The sequence below is a fragment of the Burkholderia sp. Bp9015 genome, from assembly GCF_003853505.1.
Taxonomy (GTDB): Bacteria; Pseudomonadota; Gammaproteobacteria; order Burkholderiales; family Burkholderiaceae; genus Burkholderia.
Genome location: NZ_QTPZ01000003.1, coordinates 305,472 through 329,306 on the forward strand (window position 1 = coordinate 305,472; position 23,835 = coordinate 329,306).

The 23,835-nt window shown below is 66.9% G+C and carries 21 protein-coding genes; 18 read left to right on the plus strand and 3 right to left on the minus strand.

The genetic code is table 11. The features are described from left to right. The first annotated feature begins 32 nt into the window (after positions 1-32). The 11 genes from bamB (at position 33) to DIE12_RS05940 (ending at position 12,450) form a co-directional block, all read left to right on the plus strand. Positions 33-1,178: an outer membrane protein assembly factor BamB gene (bamB, locus tag DIE12_RS05880; RefSeq protein ID WP_124486302.1), complete on the plus strand. Its 1,146-nt coding sequence runs from the start codon at positions 33-35 to the stop codon at positions 1,176-1,178. A gap of 247 nt (positions 1,179-1,425) precedes the next feature. Next, on the plus strand, positions 1,426-2,763 hold the full coding sequence (gene der, locus DIE12_RS05890) for a ribosome biogenesis GTPase Der (protein ID WP_044848985.1): 1,338 nt from the start codon (positions 1,426-1,428) through the stop codon (positions 2,761-2,763). A 141-nt stretch (positions 2,764-2,904) separates the two neighbouring features. After that, a complete protein-coding gene (hfq, locus tag DIE12_RS05895; RefSeq protein WP_006399927.1) occupies positions 2,905-3,144 on the plus strand; it encodes an RNA chaperone Hfq in 240 nt (79 codons plus the stop codon). A gap of 72 nt (positions 3,145-3,216) precedes the next feature. Then, complete coding sequence (hflX, locus tag DIE12_RS05900; RefSeq protein WP_185500398.1) at positions 3,217-4,392, plus strand: GTPase HflX; 1,176 nt, start codon at positions 3,217-3,219, stop codon at positions 4,390-4,392. Between the two features lie 47 nt (positions 4,393-4,439). After that, entirely contained in the window at positions 4,440-5,807 is a 1,368-nt protein-coding gene (gene hflK / locus DIE12_RS05905; protein ID WP_124520224.1) for an FtsH protease activity modulator HflK, read from the plus strand. A gap of 15 nt (positions 5,808-5,822) precedes the next feature. After that, complete coding sequence (gene hflC / locus DIE12_RS05910; protein ID WP_044848881.1) at positions 5,823-6,722, plus strand: protease modulator HflC; 900 nt, start codon at positions 5,823-5,825, stop codon at positions 6,720-6,722. Between the two features lie 36 nt (positions 6,723-6,758). Next, positions 6,759-6,950 (plus strand): DUF2065 domain-containing protein, encoded by a 192-nt coding sequence (locus DIE12_RS05915; RefSeq protein ID WP_009687995.1) that lies wholly within the window; start codon positions 6,759-6,761, stop codon positions 6,948-6,950. 101 nt (positions 6,951-7,051) lie between these two features. Continuing rightward, positions 7,052-8,200, plus strand: a complete 1,149-nt coding sequence (locus DIE12_RS05920) for an ATP phosphoribosyltransferase regulatory subunit (protein WP_124486305.1) — start codon at positions 7,052-7,054, stop codon at positions 8,198-8,200. Positions 8,201-8,313: 113 nt separating this feature from the next. Continuing rightward, positions 8,314-9,660 (plus strand): adenylosuccinate synthase, encoded by a 1,347-nt coding sequence (locus DIE12_RS05925; RefSeq protein ID WP_044848883.1) that lies wholly within the window; start codon positions 8,314-8,316, stop codon positions 9,658-9,660. A gap of 8 nt (positions 9,661-9,668) precedes the next feature. Next, complete coding sequence (locus DIE12_RS05930) at positions 9,669-10,265, plus strand: phosphoribosyltransferase (RefSeq protein WP_044848884.1); 597 nt, start codon at positions 9,669-9,671, stop codon at positions 10,263-10,265. A gap of 271 nt (positions 10,266-10,536) precedes the next feature. Beyond that, positions 10,537-12,450 carry a potassium transporter Kup gene (locus tag DIE12_RS05940; RefSeq protein WP_124486307.1) on the plus strand — a complete coding sequence of 638 codons (1,914 nt, stop codon included), beginning with the start codon at positions 10,537-10,539 and terminating at the stop codon, positions 12,448-12,450. Between the two features lie 117 nt (positions 12,451-12,567). Here DIE12_RS05940 and DIE12_RS05945 read toward each other — a convergent pair whose 3' ends face one another. Next, on the minus strand, positions 12,568-14,895 hold the full coding sequence (locus DIE12_RS05945) for a Tex family protein (RefSeq protein ID WP_124520225.1): 2,328 nt from the start codon (positions 14,893-14,895) through the stop codon (positions 12,568-12,570). Between the two features lie 158 nt (positions 14,896-15,053). Between DIE12_RS05945 and DIE12_RS05950 the strand changes: the two genes are divergently transcribed. The 3 genes from DIE12_RS05950 to DIE12_RS05960 all read left to right on the plus strand — a co-directional run bounded on the left by DIE12_RS05950 (position 15,054) and on the right by DIE12_RS05960 (position 18,392). After that, complete coding sequence (locus DIE12_RS05950; RefSeq protein WP_044848887.1) at positions 15,054-15,806, plus strand: hypothetical protein; 753 nt, start codon at positions 15,054-15,056, stop codon at positions 15,804-15,806. A 77-nt stretch (positions 15,807-15,883) separates the two neighbouring features. Then, a complete protein-coding gene (locus DIE12_RS05955; protein ID WP_006755091.1) occupies positions 15,884-16,099 on the plus strand; it encodes a YdcH family protein in 216 nt (71 codons plus the stop codon). Positions 16,100-16,154: 55 nt separating this feature from the next. Then, positions 16,155-18,392 (plus strand): ATP-dependent DNA helicase, encoded by a 2,238-nt coding sequence (locus DIE12_RS05960; protein WP_124486309.1) that lies wholly within the window; start codon positions 16,155-16,157, stop codon positions 18,390-18,392. An 81-nt stretch (positions 18,393-18,473) separates the two neighbouring features. Here the strand turns inward: DIE12_RS05960 and DIE12_RS05965 are convergent, their stop codons facing one another. Beyond that, complete coding sequence (locus tag DIE12_RS05965; protein ID WP_124520226.1) at positions 18,474-19,298, minus strand: outer membrane protein assembly factor BamD; 825 nt, start codon at positions 19,296-19,298, stop codon at positions 18,474-18,476. A 41-nt stretch (positions 19,299-19,339) separates the two neighbouring features. Between DIE12_RS05965 and DIE12_RS05970 the strand changes: the two genes are divergently transcribed. From DIE12_RS05970 to phaC, 4 genes are all read left to right on the plus strand, one after another. Further along, entirely contained in the window at positions 19,340-20,560 is a 1,221-nt protein-coding gene (locus DIE12_RS05970; protein ID WP_124520228.1) for an RluA family pseudouridine synthase, read from the plus strand. Between the two features lie 6 nt (positions 20,561-20,566). Beyond that, on the plus strand, positions 20,567-21,406 hold the full coding sequence (gene pgeF, locus DIE12_RS05975; RefSeq protein ID WP_124520229.1) for a peptidoglycan editing factor PgeF: 840 nt from the start codon (positions 20,567-20,569) through the stop codon (positions 21,404-21,406). A 108-nt stretch (positions 21,407-21,514) separates the two neighbouring features. Next, entirely contained in the window at positions 21,515-21,652 is a 138-nt protein-coding gene (locus DIE12_RS37990) for a hypothetical protein (RefSeq protein WP_185500397.1), read from the plus strand. A 132-nt stretch (positions 21,653-21,784) separates the two neighbouring features. Continuing rightward, positions 21,785-23,659: a class I poly(R)-hydroxyalkanoic acid synthase gene (gene phaC, locus DIE12_RS05980; RefSeq protein WP_124520230.1), complete on the plus strand. Its 1,875-nt coding sequence runs from the start codon at positions 21,785-21,787 to the stop codon at positions 23,657-23,659. On the opposite strand, the gene DIE12_RS38365 is transcribed toward phaC, so the two are convergent. Further along, positions 23,638-23,835, minus strand: a 198-nt coding sequence (locus tag DIE12_RS38365) for a hypothetical protein (RefSeq protein WP_221621952.1), incomplete at its 5' end; no start/stop codon positions are given. The genes phaC and DIE12_RS38365 overlap by 22 nt on opposite strands.

Below are 23,835 nucleotides of genomic sequence, written 5' to 3' on the forward strand. Positions count from 1 at the left end.
CCCTCAACCTCTTAACTCTGCTTCGCTAACCGATGAATTTGCTGAAACGTTACGCTGTGCCCGTAGCCTGCGCGGCGGCTGTCCTGGCATTGGCGGCCTGCTCGTCGTCGAAGGACGTGCGCCGCGTGCCGACGCCGCTCACCGAGTTCAAGCCCGTCTTGGACGTGCAACAGGTCTGGAAGGCGAGCGTCGGCAAGGGCGGGCGCTACCTGTTCTCGCCGGTGGCCGTGGGCGACGCCGTCTACGCGGCGGGCGAGAACGGTTCGGTCGAGAAGATCGACGCGAAGACGGGCCAGACGCTGTGGCGCTCGAAGGTCGGTTCGGACCTGTCGGCCGGGGTCGGCAGCGACGGCAACCTGACTGCCGTCGGCGCGCTCAAGGGCGGTGTGTTCGTCCTCGGCCCGGACGGCAAGCAGCTGTGGAAGACGAGCGTGCAGGGCGAGATCTTCTCGCCGCCGCTGGTCGGCAACGGCCTCGTGATCGTGCGCACGATCGACGGTCAGGTGATCGCGTTCAACGGGCAGACGGGCGAGCAGAAGTGGAACTACCGCAACCGCGCGGTGCCGCTGAACCTGCGCGTGTCGGCCGGCATGACGTTCGCGGGCGATGCGGCCGTGCTGGCGGGCTTCCCCGGCGGCGGTCTGGTCGCGATCAACCTGCAGACGGGCGAGCCGTTCTGGCAGACGCCCGTGTCGTTCCCGAAGGGCGTGACCGAAGTCGAGCGCATCAACGACGTCAGCGGTCCGCCGACGCTCGTGGGTGCCCAGGCGTGCGCGGTCACGTTCCAGGGCCAGCTCGGCTGCTTCGACGCGAACTCGGGCCGTCCGCTGTGGGAAAAGGCGTTCTCGAGCCGCAGCGGTCTCGCGCAGGACGATTCGGTCGTCGCCGGCGGCGACGACTGGTCGGTCGTCACGGCCTACGACGCGGCGAGCGGCAACCCGCTCTGGCGCAACGACAAGCTGAAGAGCCGCGACGTCGGCGTGCCGTACCTGCTCGGCCATGCGGTCGTGATGGGCGACTACAAGGGCTTCGTGCACTTCCTGTCGCGCGAGGACGGCAGCTTCATCGCCCGGATGAAGACGGACGGCAGCGCGATTACCGCGGCGCCGGTCCTGGCGGGCAATACGCTCGTCGTGCAGACCAAGGACGGTGGCCTGTACGGATTCCGTCCGCGCTGACGCGCACGCAACAAGCGCAATCGTGGCGCGGCGGGCTTGTCCCGCGCGCTGCGGTCGCGCGACATGAAGGCGGCCGGTGTCCCCGGCCGCTCGGTATTTGAAAGGCAGTTCGCAACGAAAGACGACGGCGCGCACCGCGCGCCCGGCGCGCGCATCCGGCGCGGCGCGAATTCGTGATATTTTCATTCAGCGCAGCCGCCCGCAGCAGCGGGCCTCCCGCTGCTGCGCATCACCGTAGAAAACACAGATGAAACCGGTCATTGCCCTCGTTGGGCGCCCCAATGTGGGGAAATCCACGCTGTTCAACCGGCTCACGCGCTCGCGCGATGCGCTGGTCGCCGACTTGCCGGGCCTGACGCGCGATCGCCATTACGGCGAAGGGCGCGTCGGCGCACGGCCGTACCTGGTCGTCGATACCGGCGGCTTCGAGCCCGTCGCGAAGGACGGCATCCTGCACGAGATGGCGCGCCAGACGCGGCAGGCCGTCGAGGAAGCCGACGTCGTCGTGTTCATCGTCGACGGTCGTAACGGGCTCGCGCCGCAGGACAAGTCGATCGCCGACTACCTGCGCAAGACCGGCCGGCCGATCTTCCTGGTCGTCAACAAGGCCGAGGGGATGAAGTACACGGCGGTCGCGACCGACTTCTACGAGCTCGGCCTCGGCGATCCGCGCGCGATCTCGGCCGCGCACGGCGACGGCGTGACCGACATGATCAACGAGGCGCTGGAAGTCGCGTACGCGGGCCAGCCCGAGGAAGCGGACGAGGACGACCCGTCGCGCGGCATCAAGATCGCGATCGTCGGCCGCCCGAACGTCGGCAAGTCGACGCTCGTGAACGCGCTGATCGGCGAGGACCGTGTGATCGCGTTCGACATGCCGGGCACGACGCGCGATTCGATCTACGTCGACTTCGAGCGTAACGGCAAGAAATACACGCTGATCGATACCGCGGGCCTGCGACGCCGCGGCAAGGTGTTCGAGGCGATCGAGAAGTTCTCGGTCGTGAAGACGCTGCAGTCGATCTCCGACGCGAACGTCGTCATTCTTCTGCTGGATGCGCAGCAGGACATTTCCGACCAGGACGCGCACATCGCCGGCTTCGTCGTCGAGCAGGGCCGCGCGCTCGTGATCGGCGTCAACAAGTGGGACGGTCTCGACGACCACGCGCGCGACCGCGCGAAAGCGGATTTGACCCGCAAGCTGAAATTCCTCGACTTCGCGAAGTCGCACTACATTTCGGCCGCGAAGAAGACCGGCATCGGCGCGCTGATGCGTTCGGTCGACGACGCGTACGCGGCGGCGATGGCGAAGCTGCCGACGCCGAAGCTCACGCGCGCGCTGATCGAGGCCGTCGAGTTCCAGCAGCCGCGTCGTCGCGGCCCGGTGCGTCCGAAGCTGCGCTACGCGCACCAGGGCGGCCAGAATCCGCCGCTGATCGTCATCCACGGCAACGCGCTCGACGCGGTGACGGAAACCTACAAGCGTTACCTCGAAAACCGATTCCGCGAAACTTTCTCACTGACCGGGACTCCATTGCGCATAGAGTTCCGTTCGTCGAACAACCCGTACGCGGACAAGGGCTGAAGCAGGTCCTGCAAGGGATAGGCCGCATGGCCTACGCCCGGGCGGGGCAGGCAAAATCAGCTATAGTGTAGCGATTGGCGCCGGATCTCTTTTTCTTCGTCGCCAATCCAGATCAACCTGCAAAAAAAGATGGAGTACGCCATGAGCAACAAAGGGCAATTGTTACAAGACCCGTTTTTGAACGCACTGCGCAAAGAGCACGTTCCCGTTTCGATCTATCTCGTCAACGGCATCAAGCTGCAAGGGAACATTGAATCGTTCGACCAGTACGTCGTGTTGCTCCGTAATACGGTGACCCAGATGGTCTACAAGCACGCCATCTCGACGGTCGTGCCGGCGCGCCCGGTGAATTTCCACCCGGACGCGGAAGCCTCGTCCTAACCCATCGCAGCGGCCGGCATCCGGTCGCCGCGAGCGACCGATGCCAGCCGCCTTATCTTGACACCCGATAATTTGATCAACGCAGCGCTCGTCGGCATCGACTTCGGCAAGACCGATTTCGAAGCCAGTCTCGAAGAACTCAGTCTTCTCGCCTCCAGTGCGGGGGCCCGTCCCGCCGTCACCCTCACAGGTCGTCGCGCCAGCCCCGATGCCAAGATGTTCATCGGCAGCGGCAAAGCCGAAGAATTGCGGCTTGCCTGCGACGCGCACAACGTCGAAATCGTCATCTTCAACCACGCACTGGCACCGGCCCAGCAACGCAATCTGGAGCAGGCGCTTAACAGGCGGGTGGTCGATCGCACGAGCCTCATCCTCGACATCTTCGCGCAGCGCGCCCGCAGTCACGAAGGCAAGCTGCAGGTCGAGCTCGCGCAGCTGCAATACCTGTCGACCCGGCTGATTCGCGCGTGGACCCACCTGGAGCGGCAAAAGGGCGGTATCGGCCTGCGCGGCCCCGGCGAAACCCAGCTCGAAACCGACCGCCGGCTGATCGGCGAGCGCATCAAGATGCTGAAGTCGCGGCTCGACCGGCTGCGCCGGCAGCACAGCACGCAGCGTCGCCAGCGCGCACGCAGCGGCACGATGTCGGTGTCGCTCGTCGGCTATACGAACGCGGGCAAGTCGACGCTGTTCAATGCGCTGACGAAAGCGCAGGCTTATGCGGCCGACCAGCTGTTCGCCACGCTCGATACGACGTCGCGACGCGTGTACCTCGGCGACGAGGCTGGTCAGATCGTCGTGTCCGATACGGTCGGATTCATTCGCGAACTGCCTCACCAGCTGGTTGCAGCGTTCCGCGCGACCCTCGAGGAAACGATTCATGCGGATCTGCTGCTGCACGTGGTCGACGCATCGAGCGCGGTGCGGCTCGAACAGATCGAGCAGGTGAACGGCGTGCTGCACGAGATCGGCGCGGACACGATCCGGCAGGTGCTGGTGTTCAACAAGATCGATGCGGTGCCTGAGCTGGCGGCCCGCGGCGACGCGGTCGAGCGGGACGAGTATGGTAATATTTCGCGCGTCTTTTTGAGCGCACGCACCGGTCAGGGTCTTGACGCGTTGCGTGCCGCCATCGCCGAGATCGCCTCCGCGGAACACCTTACCGGCGCGACGTTACCCAACGTCGCGCTCGACGGCGCACCCGCTGAACCACACGAAGACCACACGATTTCCGAACACGGGCGCTAACCGGTCCCGGCCGGTTCGCCGGCGTCTAATCTGGTGAACAAACTCTGGTGAACGAATACAACGAGCGGAGTACCTGGCGGCGGATGCGCGCCTTGCTGTCGATCAACGATCCCCGCTGGGGACGCGGCGAAGGCAAGGGCAACGACGGATCCCGTCCGCGTGTGAACGAATCGAAGCGTCCGCCCGGTGGCGACGGTGACGGTCCGCCCGATCTCGACGAGATGTGGCGCAACTTCAACCGGCGTCTGAGCGGCCTGTTCGGCGGCAAGGGCGGCAACGGCTTCCGGCCCGACAACGGCCGGGCCGCGCGTGTCGGCGTCGGCATCGTGATCGGCGTGCTGGTCGCGGTCTACGCGGGCAGCGGGCTGTTCGTCGTGCAGGAAGGCCAGACGGGCGTCGTGCTGCAGTTCGGCAAGCTGTCCGGCACGGTCGGACAGGGCGTGCACTGGCGCGCGCCGTATCCGTTCGCGTTGCATGAGATCGTCGACACGTCGCAGGTCCGTTCGATCGAGATCGGCCGCAACAACGTCGTGCGTCTCGCGAACGTGAAGGAAGCGGCGATGCTGACGCGCGATGCCGACATCGTCGACGTGCGTTTCGTCGTCCAGTACCGGATCCGTTCGGCAACCGATTACCTGTTCCGCAGCGTCGATCCCGAGCGCAGCGTGTCGCAGGCCGCCCAGGCCGCAGTGCGCGCGATCGTCGGCACGCGCAGCGCGGCCGACATGCTGAACCAGGACCGCGACGCGCTGCGCGCGCAGCTGTCCGCCGCGATCCAGCGCGATCTCGATCGCTATCAGTCGGGGCTCGAGGTGACGGCCGTCACGATGCAGAGCGTCGCGGCGCCCGAGCAGACGCAGGCCGCGTACGCCGAAGTCGCGAAGGCGCGCGATGATCGCGAAGCCGCGAAGCGTGCCGCGCAGGCCTACGCGAACGATCTGCTGCCGAAGGCGCAGGGCGACGCCGCGAAACTTGCCGATGAAGCGAAGGCGTATGCCGATCGCGTGGTCACGCAGGCCGAAGGCGACGCCGACCGGTTCAAGCAGGTCTATGCACAGTATTCGAAGGCGCCCGCGGTGATCCGCGAGCGGATGTATCTCGAGACGATGCAGGAAATCTATTCGAACGCGACGAAGGTGTTCGTCGGCAACAAGGGCGGCAACAGCGTCGTGTACCTGCCGCTCGACAAGCTCGTCGAGCAGGGGCGACAAAACGCCGCGAATGCGACGAATGCGACGAATGCCGCGACGCCCGCCGGCGCATCCGCGCCCGACGCGACGTCGGCGCCGGCCGCCGCCGCGGCGAGCGCACCCGCGAGCGCGGCTTCGGCCGCGGCGGCGCCCGCACCGGGCAGCGACGTGCTGCGGTCGCGCGAAGCGTTCCGCAGCCGCTCGCGTGAAGACGATACGAAGTAACGGGGAGCGCAGAACATGAACCGAATCATTGCGCTCGTCGTCGCAATCGTGATCGCCGCTTTCGCGGCGTCGTCGACCGTCCTCACCGTCGATCCGCGCCATGCGGCCGTGCTGTCGGGCCGCGACGGCGCGCAACCCGAACTCGCGGGCCCCGGCATCCATTTCAAGCTGCCGCCGCCGCTGCAGACGGCGACGCTGATCGACACGCGCCTGCAATCGCTCGAGTCGTCGGATCCGCTGCAACTGGCGACCGAAGACAAGCACGACCTGCTCGTCGCGTATGCGGTCAAGTATCGGATCAGCGATCCGATGAAGTATTTCGCGGCGACGGGCGGTGACCCGGCGGCGGCCGCCGACCGCCTGGCCGGCGCGCTGAAGAGCGCACTCGGCGACGCGTTCGGCAAGCGCGCGCTCGACGACGCGCTCGGCGGGCAGCGCGAGATCGCCAATGCGGCGCGCGACGCGGTGCGGGCGACGGCATCGGGCTTCGGCGTCGACGTGGTCGACGTGCAGTTGACGCGTGTCGACTTGCCGGCTGCGCAGACGGATGCCGTCTATCAGCGGATGATTGCCGCGCTGCGCGACCAGGCCGCACAGGTGCGCGCGGATGGCGCCGCCGATGTCGAGCAGATCAAGGCCGACGCGGAACGCGAACAGCAGGCGGTGCTCGCGAATGCGTACAAGTCCGCGCAGACGATCAAGGGCGAGGGCGACGCGAAGGCTGCGTCGATCGCCGCCGATGCGTTCGGCCGCGATCCGCAGTTCTACCAGTTCTACGCGAGCCTGCAGGCTTACCGGAATACCTTCAAGCGCAACGACATCATCGTCGTCGACCCCGACAGCGAGTTTTTCCGTTTCATGCGCAGCCCGACGGGCGGTGCCGCACCGGCGGCACCCGCTCCCCGCAAACACTGACCTTGGGGCGCCGCGTCGAGCGGCGCCGTCGCTCGCATGGACCTGGCTGGCTCGTTGTTGCTCGCGGTAGCACTGATGCTGATCATCGAGGGGGCGTTCCCCTTCGTGTTTCCCGTCGCCTGGCGCGACACGTTTCGTAGAATAGCGGAGCGGCCGCCGCATCATATCCGGATCGGCGGGCTCATCGTGATGGCGCTCGGGCTCGTCCTGCTGCTGCTCGCCACCTGATCCGGACGGCGCACCCGCCGTTCGTTCCGCCCGATTGCCGATTTCCGATTCATTTCGCGGCGCGCATGTCGCGCCCTGTTTCCCGTCGTAGGACCGTACCGATGTCGACCTGGTTACTTCCCGAGAATATCGCCGACGTGCTGCCGTCGGAAGCGCGCAAGATCGAGGAGCTGCGCCGCAGGCTGCTCGACCGCTTCCGTTCGTACGGCTACGAAATGGTGATGCCGCCGTTGCTCGAATACCTCGAATCGCTGCTGACGAGCGGCGGCAACGACCTGCGCCTGCGCACCTTCAAGCTGGTCGACCAGCTGTCGGGCCGCACGCTCGGCCTGCGCGCGGACATCACGCCGCAAGTCGCGCGCATCGACGCGCACCTGCTGAACCGCCAGGGCGTGACGCGCCTCTGCTATGCCGGCCACGTGATGCATACGCGTCCTCGCGGGCTGCACGCGACGCGCGAACAGATCCAGATCGGCGCCGAAATCTACGGGCACGCCGGGCTGGAAGCCGATCTCGAGATCCAGCAGCTGATGCTCGACGCGCTACACCTCGCGGGGTTGTCGCGCATCCGCCTGGACCTGTGCCACGCGGGCGTGCTCGCGGCGTTGCTCGCGCGTGATGCGCAGGCTGCCGAGCGCGGCGAGGCGCTGTACGACGCGCTGTCGGGCAAGGACGTGCCGCTGCTGAACGAACTCACCGACGATCTCGGCGCCGACACGCGCGCGGCGCTGCGTGCGCTGCCGCATCTGTACGGCGACGCGAGCGTGCTCGACGAGGCGCGTGTGCGTCTGCCGGTGCTGCCCGAGATCACGCGTGCGCTCGACGATCTTGCGCAGCTTGCGGCGCAAGCGAAGGGCGTCGAGGTGGCGATCGATCTCGCCGACCTGCGCGGCTACGCGTACCACAGCGGCGCGATGTTTACGGCGTACATCGACGGCGTGCCGAACGCGATCGCGCGCGGCGGCCGGTACGACCACGTGGGCCAGGCCTACGGCCGCGCCCGCCCGGCGACGGGCTTCTCGCTCGACCTGCGCGAGCTTGCGCGGATTTCGCCGGTCGAGGCGCGCGGCACCGCGATTTTGGCGCCTTGGGCGCAGGACGACGCGCTGAGCGCGGCAGTGGCGGCGCTGCGCGACGCGGGCGAGGTCGTGATCCAGGCCTTGCCGGGACACGACCACGTGCTCGACGAGTTCGCCTGCGACCGTTCGCTCGTCGAGCGTGACGGCGCGTGGGTGGTCGAACCCCGTTAAACAGGCGTTCGCGGGCCGTCGTTCGGCGTGCATATCGTTGAAGCGAAACGGAAAAATTCGGAATCGCCCGCGAACATAGGTAGAATACGTTTTTAACCAGCTAACGAATCAACATGTCTGCCAGCGCAGTGAACGTGACTCCCGGGCGCAATGTCGTCGTCGTGGGAACGCAATGGGGTGATGAAGGCAAGGGCAAGATCGTCGACTGGCTGACGGACCACGCTCAGGGCGTCGTGCGTTTCCAGGGCGGTCACAACGCCGGCCACACCCTCATCATCGGCGGCAAGAAAACCATCTTGCGCCTGATTCCGTCGGGCATCATGCGTGAAGGCGTCGCCTGCTACATCGGCAACGGCGTCGTCCTGTCCCCCGAGGCACTGTTCAAGGAAATCGGCGAGCTGGAAGAGGCCGGCGTGAACGTGCGCGATCGCCTGTTCATCTCTGAAGCCACGACGCTGATCCTGCCGTACCACATCGCGATCGACCAGGCGCGCGAAGCGCGCAAGGGCGCGGGCAAGATCGGTACGACCGGCCGCGGCATCGGCCCGGCGTACGAAGACAAGGTCGGCCGCCGCGCGCTGCGCGTGCAGGACCTGTTCGACGCGAAGACCTTCGCCGACCGCCTGCGCGAAAACCTCGATTTCCACAACTTCGTGCTGACCCAGTACCTGGGTGGCGCGGCCGTCGATTTCCAGGCCACGCTCGACACGATGCTCGGCTATGCCGATCGCCTGAAGCCGATGGTGGCCGACGTGTCGCGCCGCCTGTACGACGCGAACAACGCCGGTCAGAACCTGCTGTTCGAAGGCGCGCAAGGCACGCTGCTCGACATCGACCACGGCACCTATCCGTTCGTCACGTCGAGCAACTGCGTCGCGGGTGCCGCATCGGCCGGCGCCGGCGTCGGTCCGCAGAAGCTGAACTACATCCTCGGCATCACGAAGGCGTACTGCACGCGCGTCGGCTCGGGCCCGTTCCCGAGCGAACTGTACGACGCGGACAACCCGCAGCGCCAGGACCAGGTCGGCGTCACGCTCGCGAACGTCGGCAAGGAATTCGGCTCGGTCACCGGCCGTCCGCGCCGCACCGGCTGGCTCGACGCAGCGGCACTGCGCCGCTCGATCCAGATCAACGGCGTGTCGGGCCTGTGCATGACGAAGCTCGACGTGCTCGACGGCCTCGATGAAGTCAAGCTGTGCGTCGGCTACAAGATCGACGGCAAGGACGTGGACATCCTGCCGCGCGGTGCGGCCGACGTCGCGCGTTGCGAGCCCGTGTACGAAACGTTCGCCGGCTGGAAGGAAAGCACCGTCGGCATCAAGACGTGGGACGCGCTGCCGGCGAATGCGCAGGCCTACCTGACCCGTGTCCAGGAAGTGGCCGGCGTGCCGGTCGACATGGTTTCGACGGGGCCGGATCGCGACGAGACGATCCTGCTTCGCCATCCGTTCAAGGTGTAATTCTCAGCATGACGCAGCAAATCACGATGACGGCGGCAGACTTGATGACCGATCCGCGCAATGACGACAAGAACCTGTGGGTAGGCTGGGACGAATACCATCGTCTGATCGAGCTGCTCGCGCTGCAGGTGCATGAATCGGGCTGGAAGTTCGACCAGATCCTGTGCCTTGCGCGCGGCGGCCTGCGCGTCGGCGACCAGCTGTCGCGCATCTACGACGTCCCGCTCGCGATCCTCGCGACGAGTTCGTACCGCGAAGCGGCCGGCACCGAGCAGGGCGAGCTCGACATCGCGCAGTACATCACGATGACGCGCGGCAGTCTCGCGGGCAACGTGCTGCTGGTCGACGATCTCGTCGATTCGGGCGTCACGCTCGCGCGCGTGCAGGAGCACCTGAAGGAGCGCTATCCGTCGGTCACGGCCGTGCGTTCGGCCGTGCTCTGGTACAAGGGCTGCTCGAAGGTCAAGCCGGACTATCACGCACAGTATCTGCCGACGAATCCGTGGATTCATCAGCCGTTCGAAGAGTGGGACACGGTTCGTCCGCACAACCTCGAGGCATGGATCAAGCGCGGTCGCGCGCAGCGCGACGGCTCGGGCGCGTAAGCGGCGGCCGATCGAAGGAAAGCCTTGTACGGCGCCGCTTGCGGCGCCGTTTTTTATTGGCGCGCCGTGCCGGCGGGCACGGCGATCCGCGCGCGTGGTAGGCAGACGGCGCGGCCCCGGCTATGATGGCAGCCCTGCCACAGCTTGCGCAGGATTGCATGCGCAGCGTGGATCACGTGGTTTAAGGGCAACAAGGCAGGACGGTTTTTCAGGGGGGCGCGAGTAGAATAGCGCTCGTTTTGTCCGACCGGACCCGATTATTACGCTTCATATGAACGACACGATCCAGGCGACCGACGCAGCCCATGCGCATTCGACGCACCAACACTCGATGCGGGCGCTTGCGATAGCGGCCATCGGCGTCGTGTTCGGCGACATCGGCACGAGCCCGCTGTATTCGCTGAAGGAGGCGTTCAGCCCCGCACACGGCATTCCGCTCACGGAAGGCTCGATTCTCGGTGTGATCTCGCTGCTGTTCTGGGCGATCATCCTGGTGGTCGGCATCAAGTATCTGCTGTTCGTGATGCGGGCCGACAACAACGGCGAGGGTGGCGTGCTCGCGCTGATGGCGCTGTCGCTGCGGCCGCTCGACTCGAAAACCCGCGTCGCGGGCGCGCTGATGGCGCTCGGGATCTTCGGCGCCTGCATGTTCTACGGCGACGCCGTGATCACGCCGGCGATCTCCGTGATGTCGGCGGTCGAAGGCCTCGAGATCGCGACGCCGCACCTGTCCCACCTGGTCCTGCCGATCACGATCGTGATCCTGATCGCGCTGTTCTGGATCCAGCGTCACGGCACCGCGCTGGTCGGCAAGCTGTTCGGGCCGATCATGGTGCTGTGGTTCGTCGTGATCGCGGCACTCGGCGTATATCACATCGTGCGCGTGCCGGGCATCATCGCGGCGATCAACCCGTATTACGCGGCGTCGTTCATGGCGGACCACCTGCTGCAGGCCTACGTCGTGCTGGGTTCGGTCGTGCTGGTGCTGACCGGTGCGGAAGCGCTCTACGCGGACATGGGCCATTTCGGCGCGAAGCCGATCCGCCTCGCCGCGTACGGGCTCGTGATGCCGTCGCTCGTGCTGAACTACTTCGGCCAGGGCGCGCTGCTGATCGAGAATCCGAAGGCGATCGAGAACCCGTTCTTCCTGCTGGCACCGGAGTGGGCGCTGCTGCCGCTCGTCGTGCTGTCGACGGTCGCGACCGTGATCGCTTCGCAGGCCGTGATTTCCGGCGCGTATTCGCTGACGTCGCAGGCGATCCAGCTCGGCTACGTGCCGCGCATGAAGGTGCTGCATACGTCCGAGCTGGCGATCGGCCAGATCTACGTGCCGGTCGTGAACTGGCTGCTGCTGTTCGTGATCCTCTGCATCGTGATCGGCTTCAAGAGTTCCGACAACCTCGCCGCCGCGTACGGCATCGCGGTGACGGCGACGATGGTGATCACGACCGTGCTCGCTGCCGTCGTGATGGTGAAGGTGTGGAACTGGAACCGGCTGCTCGTCGGCGCGATCATCGCCGTGTTCCTCGCGGTCGACCTGGGCTTTTTCGGCGCGAACCTGCTGAAGGTCGCGCAGGGCGGCTGGCTGCCGCTCGGCATCGGCGCGCTGCTGTTCTTCCTGCTGATGACCTGGTACAAGGGCCGCCATATCGTCAAGGAGCGCACGGCCGCCGACGGGATCCCGCTCGAGCCGTTCCTGCAGGGGCTGCTCGCGCATCCGCCGCACCGCGTGTCGGGTACCGCGATCTACCTGACCGGCAACGACAAGCTCGTGCCCGTCAGCCTGCTGCACAACCTGAAGCACAACAAGGTGCTGCACGAGCGGACCATTTTCCTGACGTTCGTCACACGCGACATTCCGTACGTGCGCGACGACAAGCGCCTGAGTTCGCGCGACGCGGGTGGCGGCCTGTACATCGTCAAGGCCCAGTACGGCTTCAACGAGACGCCGGACGTGAAGGCCGTGCTCGAGGAGTTCGGCCGCACGCACGACATGACGTTCGAACTGATGGACACGTCGTTCTTCCTCGCGCGCGAAACGGTCGTGCCGACGCATCTGCCCGGCATGTCGATCTGGCGCGAACGCGTGTTCGCGTGGATGCACCAGAACGCGGCGAAGCCGACCGACTTCTTCTCGATCCCGGCGAACCGCGTCGTCGAGCTCGGGACCAAGATCGAGATCTGACCGGTGCGCGCAGTGGCCGCGCATGCGGCCCATGCCGATCTGGCTGCGCGCTCGCTGAAGCAATAAAAAACCCGCCTTTCGGCGGGTTTTTTTTATACGTCAACAGCCTTCGCGTGCTCAGCGCTTCAGCTTCGCGAACGCCGCGGCCATCGCGCCGGCCGGTTCCGGTTCGCGCGAACGCTGCGGACGGGCGCTGCCGCCGCGGCCGGCACTGCCGCGATCCTGGCCGCCGCGCGGCGCCATGCCGGGCGCGGCCGCTTCGTCGTCGAGGCGCATCGTCAGCGCAATGCGCTGACGCTTCACGTCGACGTCGAGCACCTTGACCTTGACGACCTGGCCGGCCTTCACGACTTCGTGCGGATCCTTGATGAACTTCGTCGACATCGCGGATACATGGACGAGGCCGTCCTGATGCACGCCGACATCCACGAACGCGCCGAATGCCGCGACGTTCGTCACGACCCCTTCGAGCAGCATGCCGGGCATCAGGTCGGAGACCTTCTCGACGCCGTCGCGGAACGTTGCCGTCTTGAATTCGGGGCGCGGGTCACGACCCGGTTTTTCGAGTTCGGACAGGATGTCGCGCACGGTCGGCAGGCCGAAACGTTCGTCAACAAATTCGGCCGGCGACAGGCCGGCCAGCGCGTCACGGCTGCCGAGCACGTCGTCGATCCGCTTGCTGATCTTCGCGAGGATGCGTTCGACGACCGGGTAGGCCTCCGGGTGGACCGACGAGCGATCGAGCGGATTCTCGCCGCCGTTGATGCGCAGGAAGCCGGCTGCCTGTTCGAAGGTCTTGTCGCCGAGGCGCGGCACCTTGCGCAGGTGGTCGCGCGACGGGAACGGCCCGTTCGCGTCGCGATAGTCGACGATGTTGCGCGCGAGCGTGGCGTTCAGGCCCGAGACGCGCGCGAGCAGCGCGACCGACGCGGTGTTCGCGTCGACGCCGACCGCGTTCACGCAATCCTCGACCACCGCGTCGAGCGAGCGGGCGAGTTCGCGCTGGTTCACGTCGTGCTGGTACTGGCCGACGCCGATCGCTTTCGGCTCGATCTTCACGAGCTCGGCGAGCGGGTCCTGCAGGCGGCGGGCGATCGACACGGCGCCGCGCAGCGACACGTCGAGTTCCGGGAATTCCTTCGCGGCCAGCTCGGACGCCGAGTAGACCGACGCGCCGGCCTCCGACACGACGATCTTCTGCAGCCGCAGATCGGGATGCTTCGAGATCAGCTCGCTCGCGAGCTTGTCGGTTTCGCGCGATGCGGTGCCGTTGCCGATGCTGATCAGCTCGGCCTGCGTCTGCGCGGCGATGCGCGCGAGCTTCGCGAGCGAGCCGTCCCAGTCGCGGCGCGGCTCGTGCGGGTAGATCGTATCGGTCGCGAGCAGCTTGCCGGTGCGATCGACCACGGCGACCTTCACGCCCGTGCGCAGGCCGGGGTCGAGACCGATCACGGCCTTCGGGCCGGCCGGCGCGGCCAGCAGCAGGTCCTTCAGGTTGCGGGCGAACACGCGGATCGCTTCGGCTTCCGCCGTTTCGCGCAGTTGCGTGAGCAGTTCGTTCTCGATGTGCGGCTGCACCTTCACGCGCCAGCACCAGCGGCACACGTCGGACAGCCACTTGTCGGCCGGGCGGCCCTGGTTCGCGATCCCGAAATGGCGCGCGATCATCGCTTCGCCGGGATGCGGGACCTGCGCGTCGAGTTCCTCGCCGAGGCCGAGCTTGACGGTCAGCACGCCGGCGTTGCGGCCGCGGAACAGCGCGAGCGCGCGGTGCGACGGCACGGTCCGGATCGTTTCCGCGTAGTCGTAGTAGTCGCGGAACTTCTCGCCTTCCTCGTTTTCCTTGCCTTCGACGACCGTCGACGACACGACGCCCTGGCTGTGCAGGTAGTCGCGCAGCTTGCCGAGCAGTTCGGCCGTTTCGCCGAATTGTTCCGACAGGATGTCGCGCGCGCCGTCGAGCGCGGCCTTCACGTCGGCGACGCCCTTGTCGGCATCGACGTAGGCGGCGGCTTCCGTCTGCGGGTCGAGCAGCGGATTCGCGAGCAGTGCCTGCGCGAGCGGCTCGAGGCCGGCTTCGCGGGCGATCTGCGCGCGCGTGCGGCGCTTCGGCTTATACGGCAGATAAAGGTCTTCGAGCACCTGCTTGCTGTCGGCCGCGTCGATCGCGGCGCGCAGTTCGTCGGTCAGCTTGCCCTGTTCGTCGATGCTCGACAGGATCGCCGCGCGGCGATCCTCGAGCTCGCGCAGATACAGGAGGCGTTCCTCGAGCTGGCGCAGCTGCGTGTCGTCCAGGTTGCCGGTCACTTCCTTGCGGTACCGGGCAATGAACGGAACGGTCGAGCCTTCGTCGAGGAGTTGCACTGCCGCCGCGACCTGGCGCGGCTGGACGGACAGTTCGGTGGCGATGCGCTGTACGATCTTGAGTGCTACGGTTTCCGTCATGTCGTGGATGATCTGCCTGCTGAAATCGCGGCGCGGGCCGGCAGACCGCGCGGCGGGCTGCGAGACGGGCCCGCCGGACCAGATGCCGCGGGTGAGTGAAGCGGGGCATTTTGCCATAAATGGCGGAGCGTCCAGCCGGGGGTGATAGAATTTGACACATGTCCCGCAGCTTTCCTACGACGTTGCCAACTTCCCGCATTTCTCTCGTCGCGCTCGGCGCAGCGCTTGCCGCGGCTTTGTCCGCCGGGTCCACCGTCGCGTACGCACAGGCATCGGGCGCAACCGCGCCGGACGCCGCTGTCGCCGCGCCCGTTGCAGCCTCCGCCACGCAGGATTTCGACGCCCGTCAAAAAGTGCTCAATCAACGTTCCGCGGAAAACGATTATCGTTATGCCGTGGCGGAGCACGATTGCTACAGCAAGTTCTTCGTCAATCACTGTCTCGGCGTGGCGCGCGACCGGATGCGCGAGGAGCGGGCGAGCATCCGTCAGGAGCAGCTCGCGCTCGACGACGAGCAGCGCGCGGTGCGGGCGCAGCAGCGCGACCAGCAGCAGGCGTTGAAGCAGGCGCAGAATGCGGCGGAAGCGCCGCAGCGCGCGGCGAACGATGCGGCGAACGCGGCTGCGTTCCGCGACAAGCAGGAGCAGAATGCACTGAAGCGGGCGCAGCGTGGCGCGGAAGGGCCGCAGCGCGCCGCGAACAAGCAGGCATACGACCAGAAGCAGGCGGATTTCCAGCACAAGCTCGACCAGGCGCGCCAGCAGGGCGCGCAGAAGGCGCAGGAGCGGGCGGACAACGCCGCGCGCTACGAGCAGAAGCAGAAGGAAGCCGCCCAGCACAAGGCCGATGTCGAACGGCGTCAGCAGGAAGCGGCCGACAAGGCCAAGCAGCAGCAACAGCAGGGGCAGTAACGTGTTGGATTGATCCGGAGTCAGTCTCGTGCGTGCCGGCACGCCAGTCGGCGCGCTGCTTCGATGAGGAGGCGCATATGCAAAACCGTCCCACGGAACAGCAGCAGGAATTGCACAACCGTTTGGCAGCATTGCAGGAGCAGCACCAGCAGCTCGCTCGGGAGATCGAGCTGAAGGAAGGACACTCCGACATCGACGACATCACGCTGCACCGGCTGAAGAAGGAAAAGCTGGCGGCCAAGGACAAAATCATTTTGCTGCAATCGCAGCTGGAACCGGATAAGCGCGCCTGAGCGCGGCCTGGCAAGCGCCGGCGCCGCCCGGGCGCTGGACACAGGAACGCTTGCCTTGAATTCACCGCTTGAAGCCAACCCCGATGCCCGGCGTGACGCGTCGTCCGCCGGGCGCGTTCGTGCGCCCGAAGGCACCTTCGAGCTGAGCCGCAAGCGCGTCGACGAACTCGACACGATTTTCGGCGAAGGCGGACTGCTCGCGCGCGCGCTGGACGGCTATCACCCGCGCCAGTCGCAGATCGAAATGGCGCGCGCGGTCGCGTCCGCGATGGAGGCCTCCGCGCGCCGGATGCCCGAGCCGGAAATCTTCGAGACCCGCAAGCGGCCGGCGCGCCGCCTCGGCGAAGGCGACCAGGCGGCCGAGTCCGCCGCGGACGGCGCAGCCGCCGACACCGACGCCGGCGACAACACGCTGATCGTCGAGGCCGGCACCGGTACCGGCAAGACCTATGCATACCTGGTGCCCGCGATGCTGTGGGGCGGCAAGGTGATCGTGTCGACCGGCACGAAGCACCTGCAGGACCAGCTGTTCCAGCGCGACATCCCGACGGTGCGCAACGCGCTCGCGGTGCCGGTGACGGTCGCGATGCTCAAGGGCCGCTCGAACTATCTGTGCCATTACTACCTGCAGCGCACGGCCGACAACGGCCGCCTGCCGTCGCGGCAGGACACCGCGTACCTGCAGGAAATCGTCCGCTTCGCGAAGATCACGAAGAGCGGCGACAAGGCCGAGCTCGCGAGCGTGCCGGAGACGGCGCCCGTGTGGTCGATGGTCACGTCGACGCGCGACAACTGCCTCGGCCAGGAGTGCCCGCACTACAAGGAATGCTTCGTGATGCAGGCGCGGCGCGAGGCGCAGCAGGCCGACGTCGTCGTCGTCAACCATCACCTGTTCTTCGCGGACATCATGCTGCGCGACACCGGGATGGCCGAACTGCTGCCGAACGCGAACACGGTGATCTTCGACGAAGCGCACCAGCTGCCGGAAACGGCCACGCTGTTCTTCGGCGAGACGCTGTCGACCACGCAAATCCTCGAACTCGCGCGCGACACGGTCGCCGAAGGCCTGAGCCATGCGCGCGATGCGGTCGAGTGGGTGAAGCTCGGCGGCGATCTCGAACGTGCGGCGCGCGACCTGCGCCTCGCGTTCGCGAACGACCAGATCGTGCGCATGTCGCTCGCGCAACTGGGCGACGATCATCCGATGTTCGGCGCGCTCGATGCGCTCGAAGTGGCGCTCGATGCGCTTGCCTCGGCGCTCGCGAGCCAGGCCGAACGGGCGGAATCGCTCGGCGCGTGCCTGCGGCGCGCCCGCGAGCTGCAGGACCTGCTCGCGGGTTGGGTCGCGCCCGGTGCGGCGGAAGCGGCCGCGAAGGCCGACGCCGCCGCAGCAGGCGACAAGGCTGCCGCCGACGACCCGAACGAGAAGGTGCGCTGGGTCGAGGTGTTCGCACATACCGTCCAGCTGCACGAAACGCCGCTGTCGGTCGCGCCGATTTTCGCGAAGCAGCGCGCCGGCGTGCCGCGCGCGTGGGTCTTTACGTCGGCGACGTTGTCGGTGCGCGGCGACTTCACGCACTACGCGGCCCAGATGGGGCTCAGCTCGCGGCGCTCGATGACGCTCGCGAGCCCGTTCGATTATCAGACGCAGGGCCTGCTGTACGTGCCGCGCAACCTGCCGCAGCCGTCGTCGCCGGCGTTTACCGACGCCGTATTCGACGCCGCGCTGCCGGCGATCGAGGCGTCGGGCGGTGGCGTCTTCATGCTGTGCACGACGCTGCGTGCGGTCGACCGGATCGCGTCGAAGCTGCGCGACGTGATCGAGTCGCGTGGCTGGAACATGCCGCTGCTGGTGCAGGGCGACGCCAGCCGCACCGAGCTGCTCGATCGCTTCCGTTCGTACGGCAATGCGATCCTCGTCGGCAGCCAGAGCTTCTGGGAAGGCGTGGACGTGCGCGGCGACGCGCTGTCGCTCGTCGTGATCGACAAGCTGCCGTTCGCGCCGCCCGACGATCCGGTGCTGGCCGCGCGGCTCGACGCGCTGACCAAGAAGGGCTTGAGCCCGTTCGCGGTTCACCAGCTGCCGCAGGCCGTGATCACGCTGAAGCAGGGTGCGGGCCGCCTGATTCGCGCGGAGACCGATCGCGGCGTGCTGATGATCTGCGACACGCGGCTCGTCGACAAGCCTTACGGCCGCCGGATCTGGCAGAGCCTGCCGCCGTTCAAGCGCACCCGCGAGATCGCGGTCGTGCAGGACTTTTTCGACGAGCACCGCGCGGAAAAACGCGCATGACCGCCCCGCCGCCTGCTACGGGCGGCATCAACAAAAAACCCGGCTCGATGGCCGGGTTTTTTGTTGATGCACGGGCGTCGCTCAGAACTGCCACCACGACTTCTTCGTGCCGGGGCGCGAGTGGCCGGTGATGTACGGGCTGTCCGGGAAAGTCCCCGCGAGCACGCGCTTCGTGTCTTCCGCGAGCTCCGGCTGGTTCAGCTTGCCGTACGACAGGATCATGATGTGCAGCGCGTCCTCGATCGCCGGCGCGCCCTTGTAGTCCTTGATCGCGAGCTGCGCGCGGTTGATCGCCGCGACATAGGCGCCGCGCCGATAGTAGTAGTCGGCCGCGTGCACTTCGTGCGACGCGAGCGCGTTGACGATGTAGCGCATCCGGGCGGCGGCGTCCGGCGCGTACTTGCTCTTCGGGTAGCGGTCGACGACGACCTTGAACGCGTCGTACGATTCGCGCAGTGCCTGCGGATCGCGCTCGCTCATGTCCTGGCCGGAGAAGCGGCCGAACAGGCCGAGATCGTCGTTGAAGTGGATCATCCCCTTCAGGTAGTACGCGTACGGGATATCCGGGTGATCCGGGTGCAGCTGGATGAAGCGGTCGACGGCCTGGTCGGCGGCTGCCGCTTCGTTGTCCTTCCAGTTGCAGTACGCGACGTTGATCTGCGCTTGTTGCGCGAAATGGCCGAACGGATCGCGGCCTTGCAGCGATTCGAAATATTTCGCGCACTTGCCCCAGTCGCCGCCGGACAGTGCGTCCTGGGCCTCTGAGTATAATTTGTTGTTCGACCAGGTAGCCGTCTCGTCCTGCTTCTGCGGCAAGCCGTGGCAGCCGGCGATGAGGGCCGCGGCCGCTACCACCGCAGCTCGGGCGGTGACGGTTTTGGCCGTACGTTTGGTCGAATTCATCATGCTCGCATGTCCTAGCTTCAAGTCTCGGTGACCCAGTCTAAATGACCCGTTCAAGTTCGCAGAATGCCCCGCGGGGCAAGTCAAATCGCGAAGATTATAGCCCAAGCGATCGGCCCGCCGACGCTGCCTCGGGGGATTCCCCCGATGACGATCTGGCTGCAGGCGCGATGCAGCCGCCTGTGGTGCCGTCCGCGGCGGCCGACGAGGCGCCGCGCGTCGTCGAAGTGCCGCTGTCGCTGGCGGGTGAACGCCTCGACAAGGCGCTCGCCCAACTGTTCCCCGAATTCTCCCGCAGCCGCCTGCAGAGCTGGATCGAGGCGCAACGCGTGCTGGTCGACGGCGCGCCGGCGAAGATCCGCCAGCCGGTGCCGCTCGGCGCCAGGATCGAGCTCGTGCCCGACCTGCTGCCGGAGCAGCTGGCGTTCACGCCGGAGCCGGTGCCGCTCGACGTGATCTACGAGGACGACGCGCTCGTCGTCATCAACAAGCCGGCGGGCCTCGTCGTCCACCCGGCCGCCGGCAACTGGAGCGGCACGATCCTCAACGGCCTGCTGCACCGCTACGGCGACGCGGCGGCCGGCCTGCCGCGCGCGGGCATCGTGCACCGGCTCGACAAGGAGACGTCCGGCCTGATGGTGGTTGCGCGCACACTCGCCGCGCAGACCGACCTCGTGCGCCAGCTGCAGGCGCGCACGGTGAAGCGCCGCTATTTCGCGCTCGTGTGGGGCACGATGCCCGAGGACGGCACGATCGACGCGCCGATCGGCCGCGATCCGCGCGAGCGCACGCGCATGGCCGTCGTCACCGGCGCGTCGGGCAAGCCCGCGCGCACGCATTTCCGCACGGTTGACACATGCATGTGGCAACGTCAGCCGGTGTCCGCGATCCAGTGCGACCTCGAAACCGGCCGGACGCACCAGATCCGCGTGCACTGCTCGCATGTCGGGCATCCGCTGCTCGGCGATCCGGTGTACGGGCGCGCGCGCGGCAAGCGCTCGGTCGCGCCGCTGCCGGACGGGTTCGCGCGGCAGGCGCTGCACGCATGGCGGCTCGGCCTCGTGCATCCGGTCACGGGCAAGACGATGCAGTGGCGCTGTCCGTTGCCGGACGACATGAACGCGCTCGTCGCGGCGCTGGGCTTCGGGCAGGGCGACGAGGAATTCGACGACGAAGACGGTGTCTACGACGATGACGATTTCGCCGGCGGTTATCGGGATCACGACGAGGATCACGACGACGATTACGACGATGAGGAGGATTGAGTGCCGATGACGAACCTGGCGCCGTTGACGTGGCAGGACTGCGTGCAGCCCGACTGGCAGGTGGCGCCGCGCGTGCGTGCGCTGATCACGACGCGCGACGGCGGCGTGAGCGAAGGCCCGTACGGGCGCCGGCAGGACGGCGCCGCGTTGCCGGGCGGGATGAATCTCGGCCTGCATACCGGTGACGATCCGGCCCATGTCGCGGCGAATCGCGCGCGCCTGCTCGCGCTGGCGGGGCAGGCGCGCGCGGCATGGCTCGAGCAGGTTCACGGCGCGCAGGTCGTGCGTGCGGACGAGGTGATCGAGGCCGCGCCGGCTGGCTCGGCGCCCGTGCAGGCCGACGCGAGCGTGACCGACCGCACGGGGGCGGTCTGCGTCGTGATGGTCGCGGATTGCCTGCCGGTGCTGCTGTGCGATGCGCAGGGCCGGGCGGTGGGCGCCGCGCACGCAGGCTGGCGCGGGCTCGCGGCCGGCATCGTCGAGCAGACCGCGGCGCGCGTCGCGGCGCTCGCCGGCGGCGCGACGGATGCGCTGCATGCGTACCTCGGGCCCGCGATCGGCCCGCAGGCGTTCGAAGTCGGCGCCGACGTGCGCGAGGCGTTTCTCGACACCGCTCCGCAGTCGGAGCATGATGAGACGCGGCAAGCGTTCGTCGCGATCGACGGTGCGCCCGGCAAGTACCTCGCCGATCTCCATGCGCTCGCGCGCCTGCGCCTCGCGCGCGCAGGCGTGGCGCACGTGAGCGGCCGGCGCGCGTGCACGGTCAACGAACCCGCACGCTTCTATTCGTACCGGCGCGACCGCGTGACCGGCCGCATGGCGGCGGCGATCTGGCTGGCCGATTGAAAGCCGACTGAGGGCTGACCGCGTGCGTCTGCGCGCGCGGTTTGTTGCGTTGCGAAATCGGCTTATCTCGATATTGGCGAGGCAATGCGGCGTTGCATGGACAACCGAATGAATAATCGCGAAGTCAAGTCAATCAAAATGTTTTATGTTTCGCCGGAAGCCTTGTCCCGCCTGTTGCGCGCGGATTATCTTCGAGCAGAAATGTTCAGCGGTTTGATGCAACGCTTCACATGGGGAAAACGATAATGATAAAAATACCGCACTGCGGCAGAATCTGGAGACGCCTCTCCAGAGCATGACGGCCCGGCTCGCAACCGGCACGCCGCGCGCGAGCAGGATTTCACGATTGACGCTCACGAATCACCGGTAAGGCAGGTAATGACAGCATCGAAAAATTCGTCGACGTCCGCTCAGGCGGGCACTTCCACGGGCAGCATCGGATTCGGTCAGGCTACCCAGCCGATGCAGCAGATGTTCGAGGCATGGCTGAACGCGTGGCGCGGTTTCGCCGATCCTGCGCGCGCCGCAACGGCGTCGACCACCGCGAATCCATTCGCCGCATTCCAGTTCCCGACATCGGTTCCGTTCCAGATGCCGTCGATGCCCGATCTGGGCGCCTTCGGCGGCCTGGCATCGCCGTTCGCGGGGCTGAAGCTGCCGGTAGCCGCGATCCCGCCCGAACGGCTCCAGAAGTTGCAGGCCGACTATGCGCGCGACTGCATGACGCTGATGCAGCAGGCCGCCGCCGCGAAGCTCGAGTCGCCTGAACTGAAGGACCGCCGCTTCAGCGGGGATGCCTGGAAGGCGTCGCCCGCGCATGCATTCGCGGCCGCGTGGTACCTGCTCAACGCGCGCTACCTGCAGGAACTGGCCGACGCGCTCGAGACCGACCCGAAGACGCGCGAACGCATCCGTTTCTCCGTTCAGCAATGGACGGCCGCCGCGGCGCCGAGCAACTTCCTCGCGCTCAATCCCGACGCACAGAAATCGATCCTCGAGACGCAGGGCGAAAGCCTGCGGCAGGGGATGATGAACCTGCTCGGCGACCTGCAGCGCGGCAAAATTTCGCAGACCGACGAATCGCAGTTCGTGGTCGGCAAGAACCTCGGGTGTACCGAAGGCGCGGTCGTCTACGAGAACGACCTGATCCAGCTGATCCAGTACGCGCCGAAGACGGACAAGGTGTTCGAACGGCCGCTCCTGATCGTGCCGCCGTGCATCAACAAGTTCTACATCCTCGACCTGCAGCCCGAGAATTCGCTCGTCGCGCATGCGCTGTCGAGCGGCCATCAGGTGTTCCTCGTGTCGTGGCGCAACGCCGATGCGTCGGTCGCGCACAAGACGTGGGACGACTACATGAACGAAGGGCTGCTCGCGGCGATCGACGCCGTGCAGCAGGTCAGCGGCCGCGAGCAGATCAACACGCTCGGCTTCTGCGTCGGCGGCACGATGCTCGCGACCGCGCTGTCGGTGCTCGCCGCGCGCGGCGAACATCCGGCCGCGTCGATGACGCTGCTGACCGCGATGCTCGACTTCACCGACACCGGCATCCTCGACGTGTTCGTCGACGAGGCGCACGTGCAGATGCGCGAGCAGACCATCGGCGGCAAGAACGGCGCCGCGCCGGGGCTGATGCGCGGCGTCGAGTTCGCAAACACGTTCTCGTTCCTGCGGCCGAACGACCTCGTGTGGAACTACGTCGTCGACAACTACCTGAAGGGCCGCACGCCCGCCGCGTTCGACCTGCTGTACTGGAACAGCGACTCGACGAGCCTGCCGGGGCCGATGTACGCGTGGTACCTGCGCAATACCTATCTCGAGAACAAGCTCCGCGTGCCGGGTGCGCTGACGGTGTGCGGCGAATCCGTCGACCTGTCGCGCATCGACGTGCCGACCTTCATCTACGGGTCGCGCGAGGATCACATCGTGCCGTGGCAGACGGCCTACGCATCGACGTCGATCCTGACGGGCCCGCTGAAGTTCGTGCTCGGCGCGTCGGGTCACATCGCGGGCGTGATCAATCCGCCGGCGAAGAAGAAGCGCAGCTACTGGGTCAACGACAGCGACCTGCCCGCATCGGCGGACGACTGGTTTGCCGGTGCGACCGAGCAGCCCGGCAGCTGGTGGACGACCTGGGTCGAGTGGCTCGACCAGTACGGCGGCCGCAAGGTCGCGCCGCCCGCCAAGCCCGGGAGCGAGCAGTTCCCGGTGATCGAGCCGGCGCCGGGTCGCTACGTATTGCAGCGCGATTGACGAAAACCGGACAGCGGCGCACGCTGTCCGATGCACCGCAGTTTTTTTAACAGGGCCGGTAGCGATGCGCCGTGTCGTGCGGGCCCGGAGGAAACGGAAATGACGGACGTAGTGATCGTATCGGCCGCGCGGACCGCGGTCGGCAAATTCGGCGGCTCGCTCGCGAAGATCGCGGC

Excerpts from the sequence above, each read along its gene's own strand:
- DIE12_RS05925 (WP_044848883.1), top strand. The coding sequence starts at position 8,314 with ATGTCTGCCAGCGCAGTGAACGTGACTCCCGGGCGCAATGTCGTCGTC.
- DIE12_RS05945 (WP_124520225.1), bottom strand. The coding sequence starts at position 14,895 with ATGACGGAAACCGTAGCACTCAAGATCGTACAGCGCATCGCCACCGAA.
- DIE12_RS05940 (WP_124486307.1), top strand. The coding sequence starts at position 10,537 with ATGAACGACACGATCCAGGCGACCGACGCAGCCCATGCGCATTCGACG.
- DIE12_RS05915 (WP_009687995.1), top strand. The coding sequence starts at position 6,759 with ATGGACCTGGCTGGCTCGTTGTTGCTCGCGGTAGCACTGATGCTGATC.
- pgeF (WP_124520229.1), top strand. The coding sequence starts at position 20,567 with ATGACGAACCTGGCGCCGTTGACGTGGCAGGACTGCGTGCAGCCCGAC.
- DIE12_RS05930 (WP_044848884.1), top strand. The coding sequence starts at position 9,669 with ATGACGCAGCAAATCACGATGACGGCGGCAGACTTGATGACCGATCCG.
- DIE12_RS05950 (WP_044848887.1), top strand. The coding sequence starts at position 15,054 with ATGTCCCGCAGCTTTCCTACGACGTTGCCAACTTCCCGCATTTCTCTC.
- hflC (WP_044848881.1), top strand. The coding sequence starts at position 5,823 with ATGAACCGAATCATTGCGCTCGTCGTCGCAATCGTGATCGCCGCTTTC.
- DIE12_RS37990 (WP_185500397.1), top strand. The coding sequence starts at position 21,515 with ATGAATAATCGCGAAGTCAAGTCAATCAAAATGTTTTATGTTTCGCCG.
- der (WP_044848985.1), top strand. The coding sequence starts at position 1,426 with ATGAAACCGGTCATTGCCCTCGTTGGGCGCCCCAATGTGGGGAAATCC.
- DIE12_RS05955 (WP_006755091.1), top strand. The coding sequence starts at position 15,884 with ATGCAAAACCGTCCCACGGAACAGCAGCAGGAATTGCACAACCGTTTG.
- DIE12_RS05970 (WP_124520228.1), top strand. The coding sequence starts at position 19,340 with ATGACCCGTTCAAGTTCGCAGAATGCCCCGCGGGGCAAGTCAAATCGC.
- DIE12_RS05920 (WP_124486305.1), top strand. The coding sequence starts at position 7,052 with ATGTCGACCTGGTTACTTCCCGAGAATATCGCCGACGTGCTGCCGTCG.
- DIE12_RS05965 (WP_124520226.1), bottom strand. The coding sequence starts at position 19,298 with ATGATGAATTCGACCAAACGTACGGCCAAAACCGTCACCGCCCGAGCT.
- bamB (WP_124486302.1), top strand. The coding sequence starts at position 33 with ATGAATTTGCTGAAACGTTACGCTGTGCCCGTAGCCTGCGCGGCGGCT.
- hfq (WP_006399927.1), top strand. The coding sequence starts at position 2,905 with ATGAGCAACAAAGGGCAATTGTTACAAGACCCGTTTTTGAACGCACTG.
- phaC (WP_124520230.1), top strand. The coding sequence starts at position 21,785 with ATGACAGCATCGAAAAATTCGTCGACGTCCGCTCAGGCGGGCACTTCC.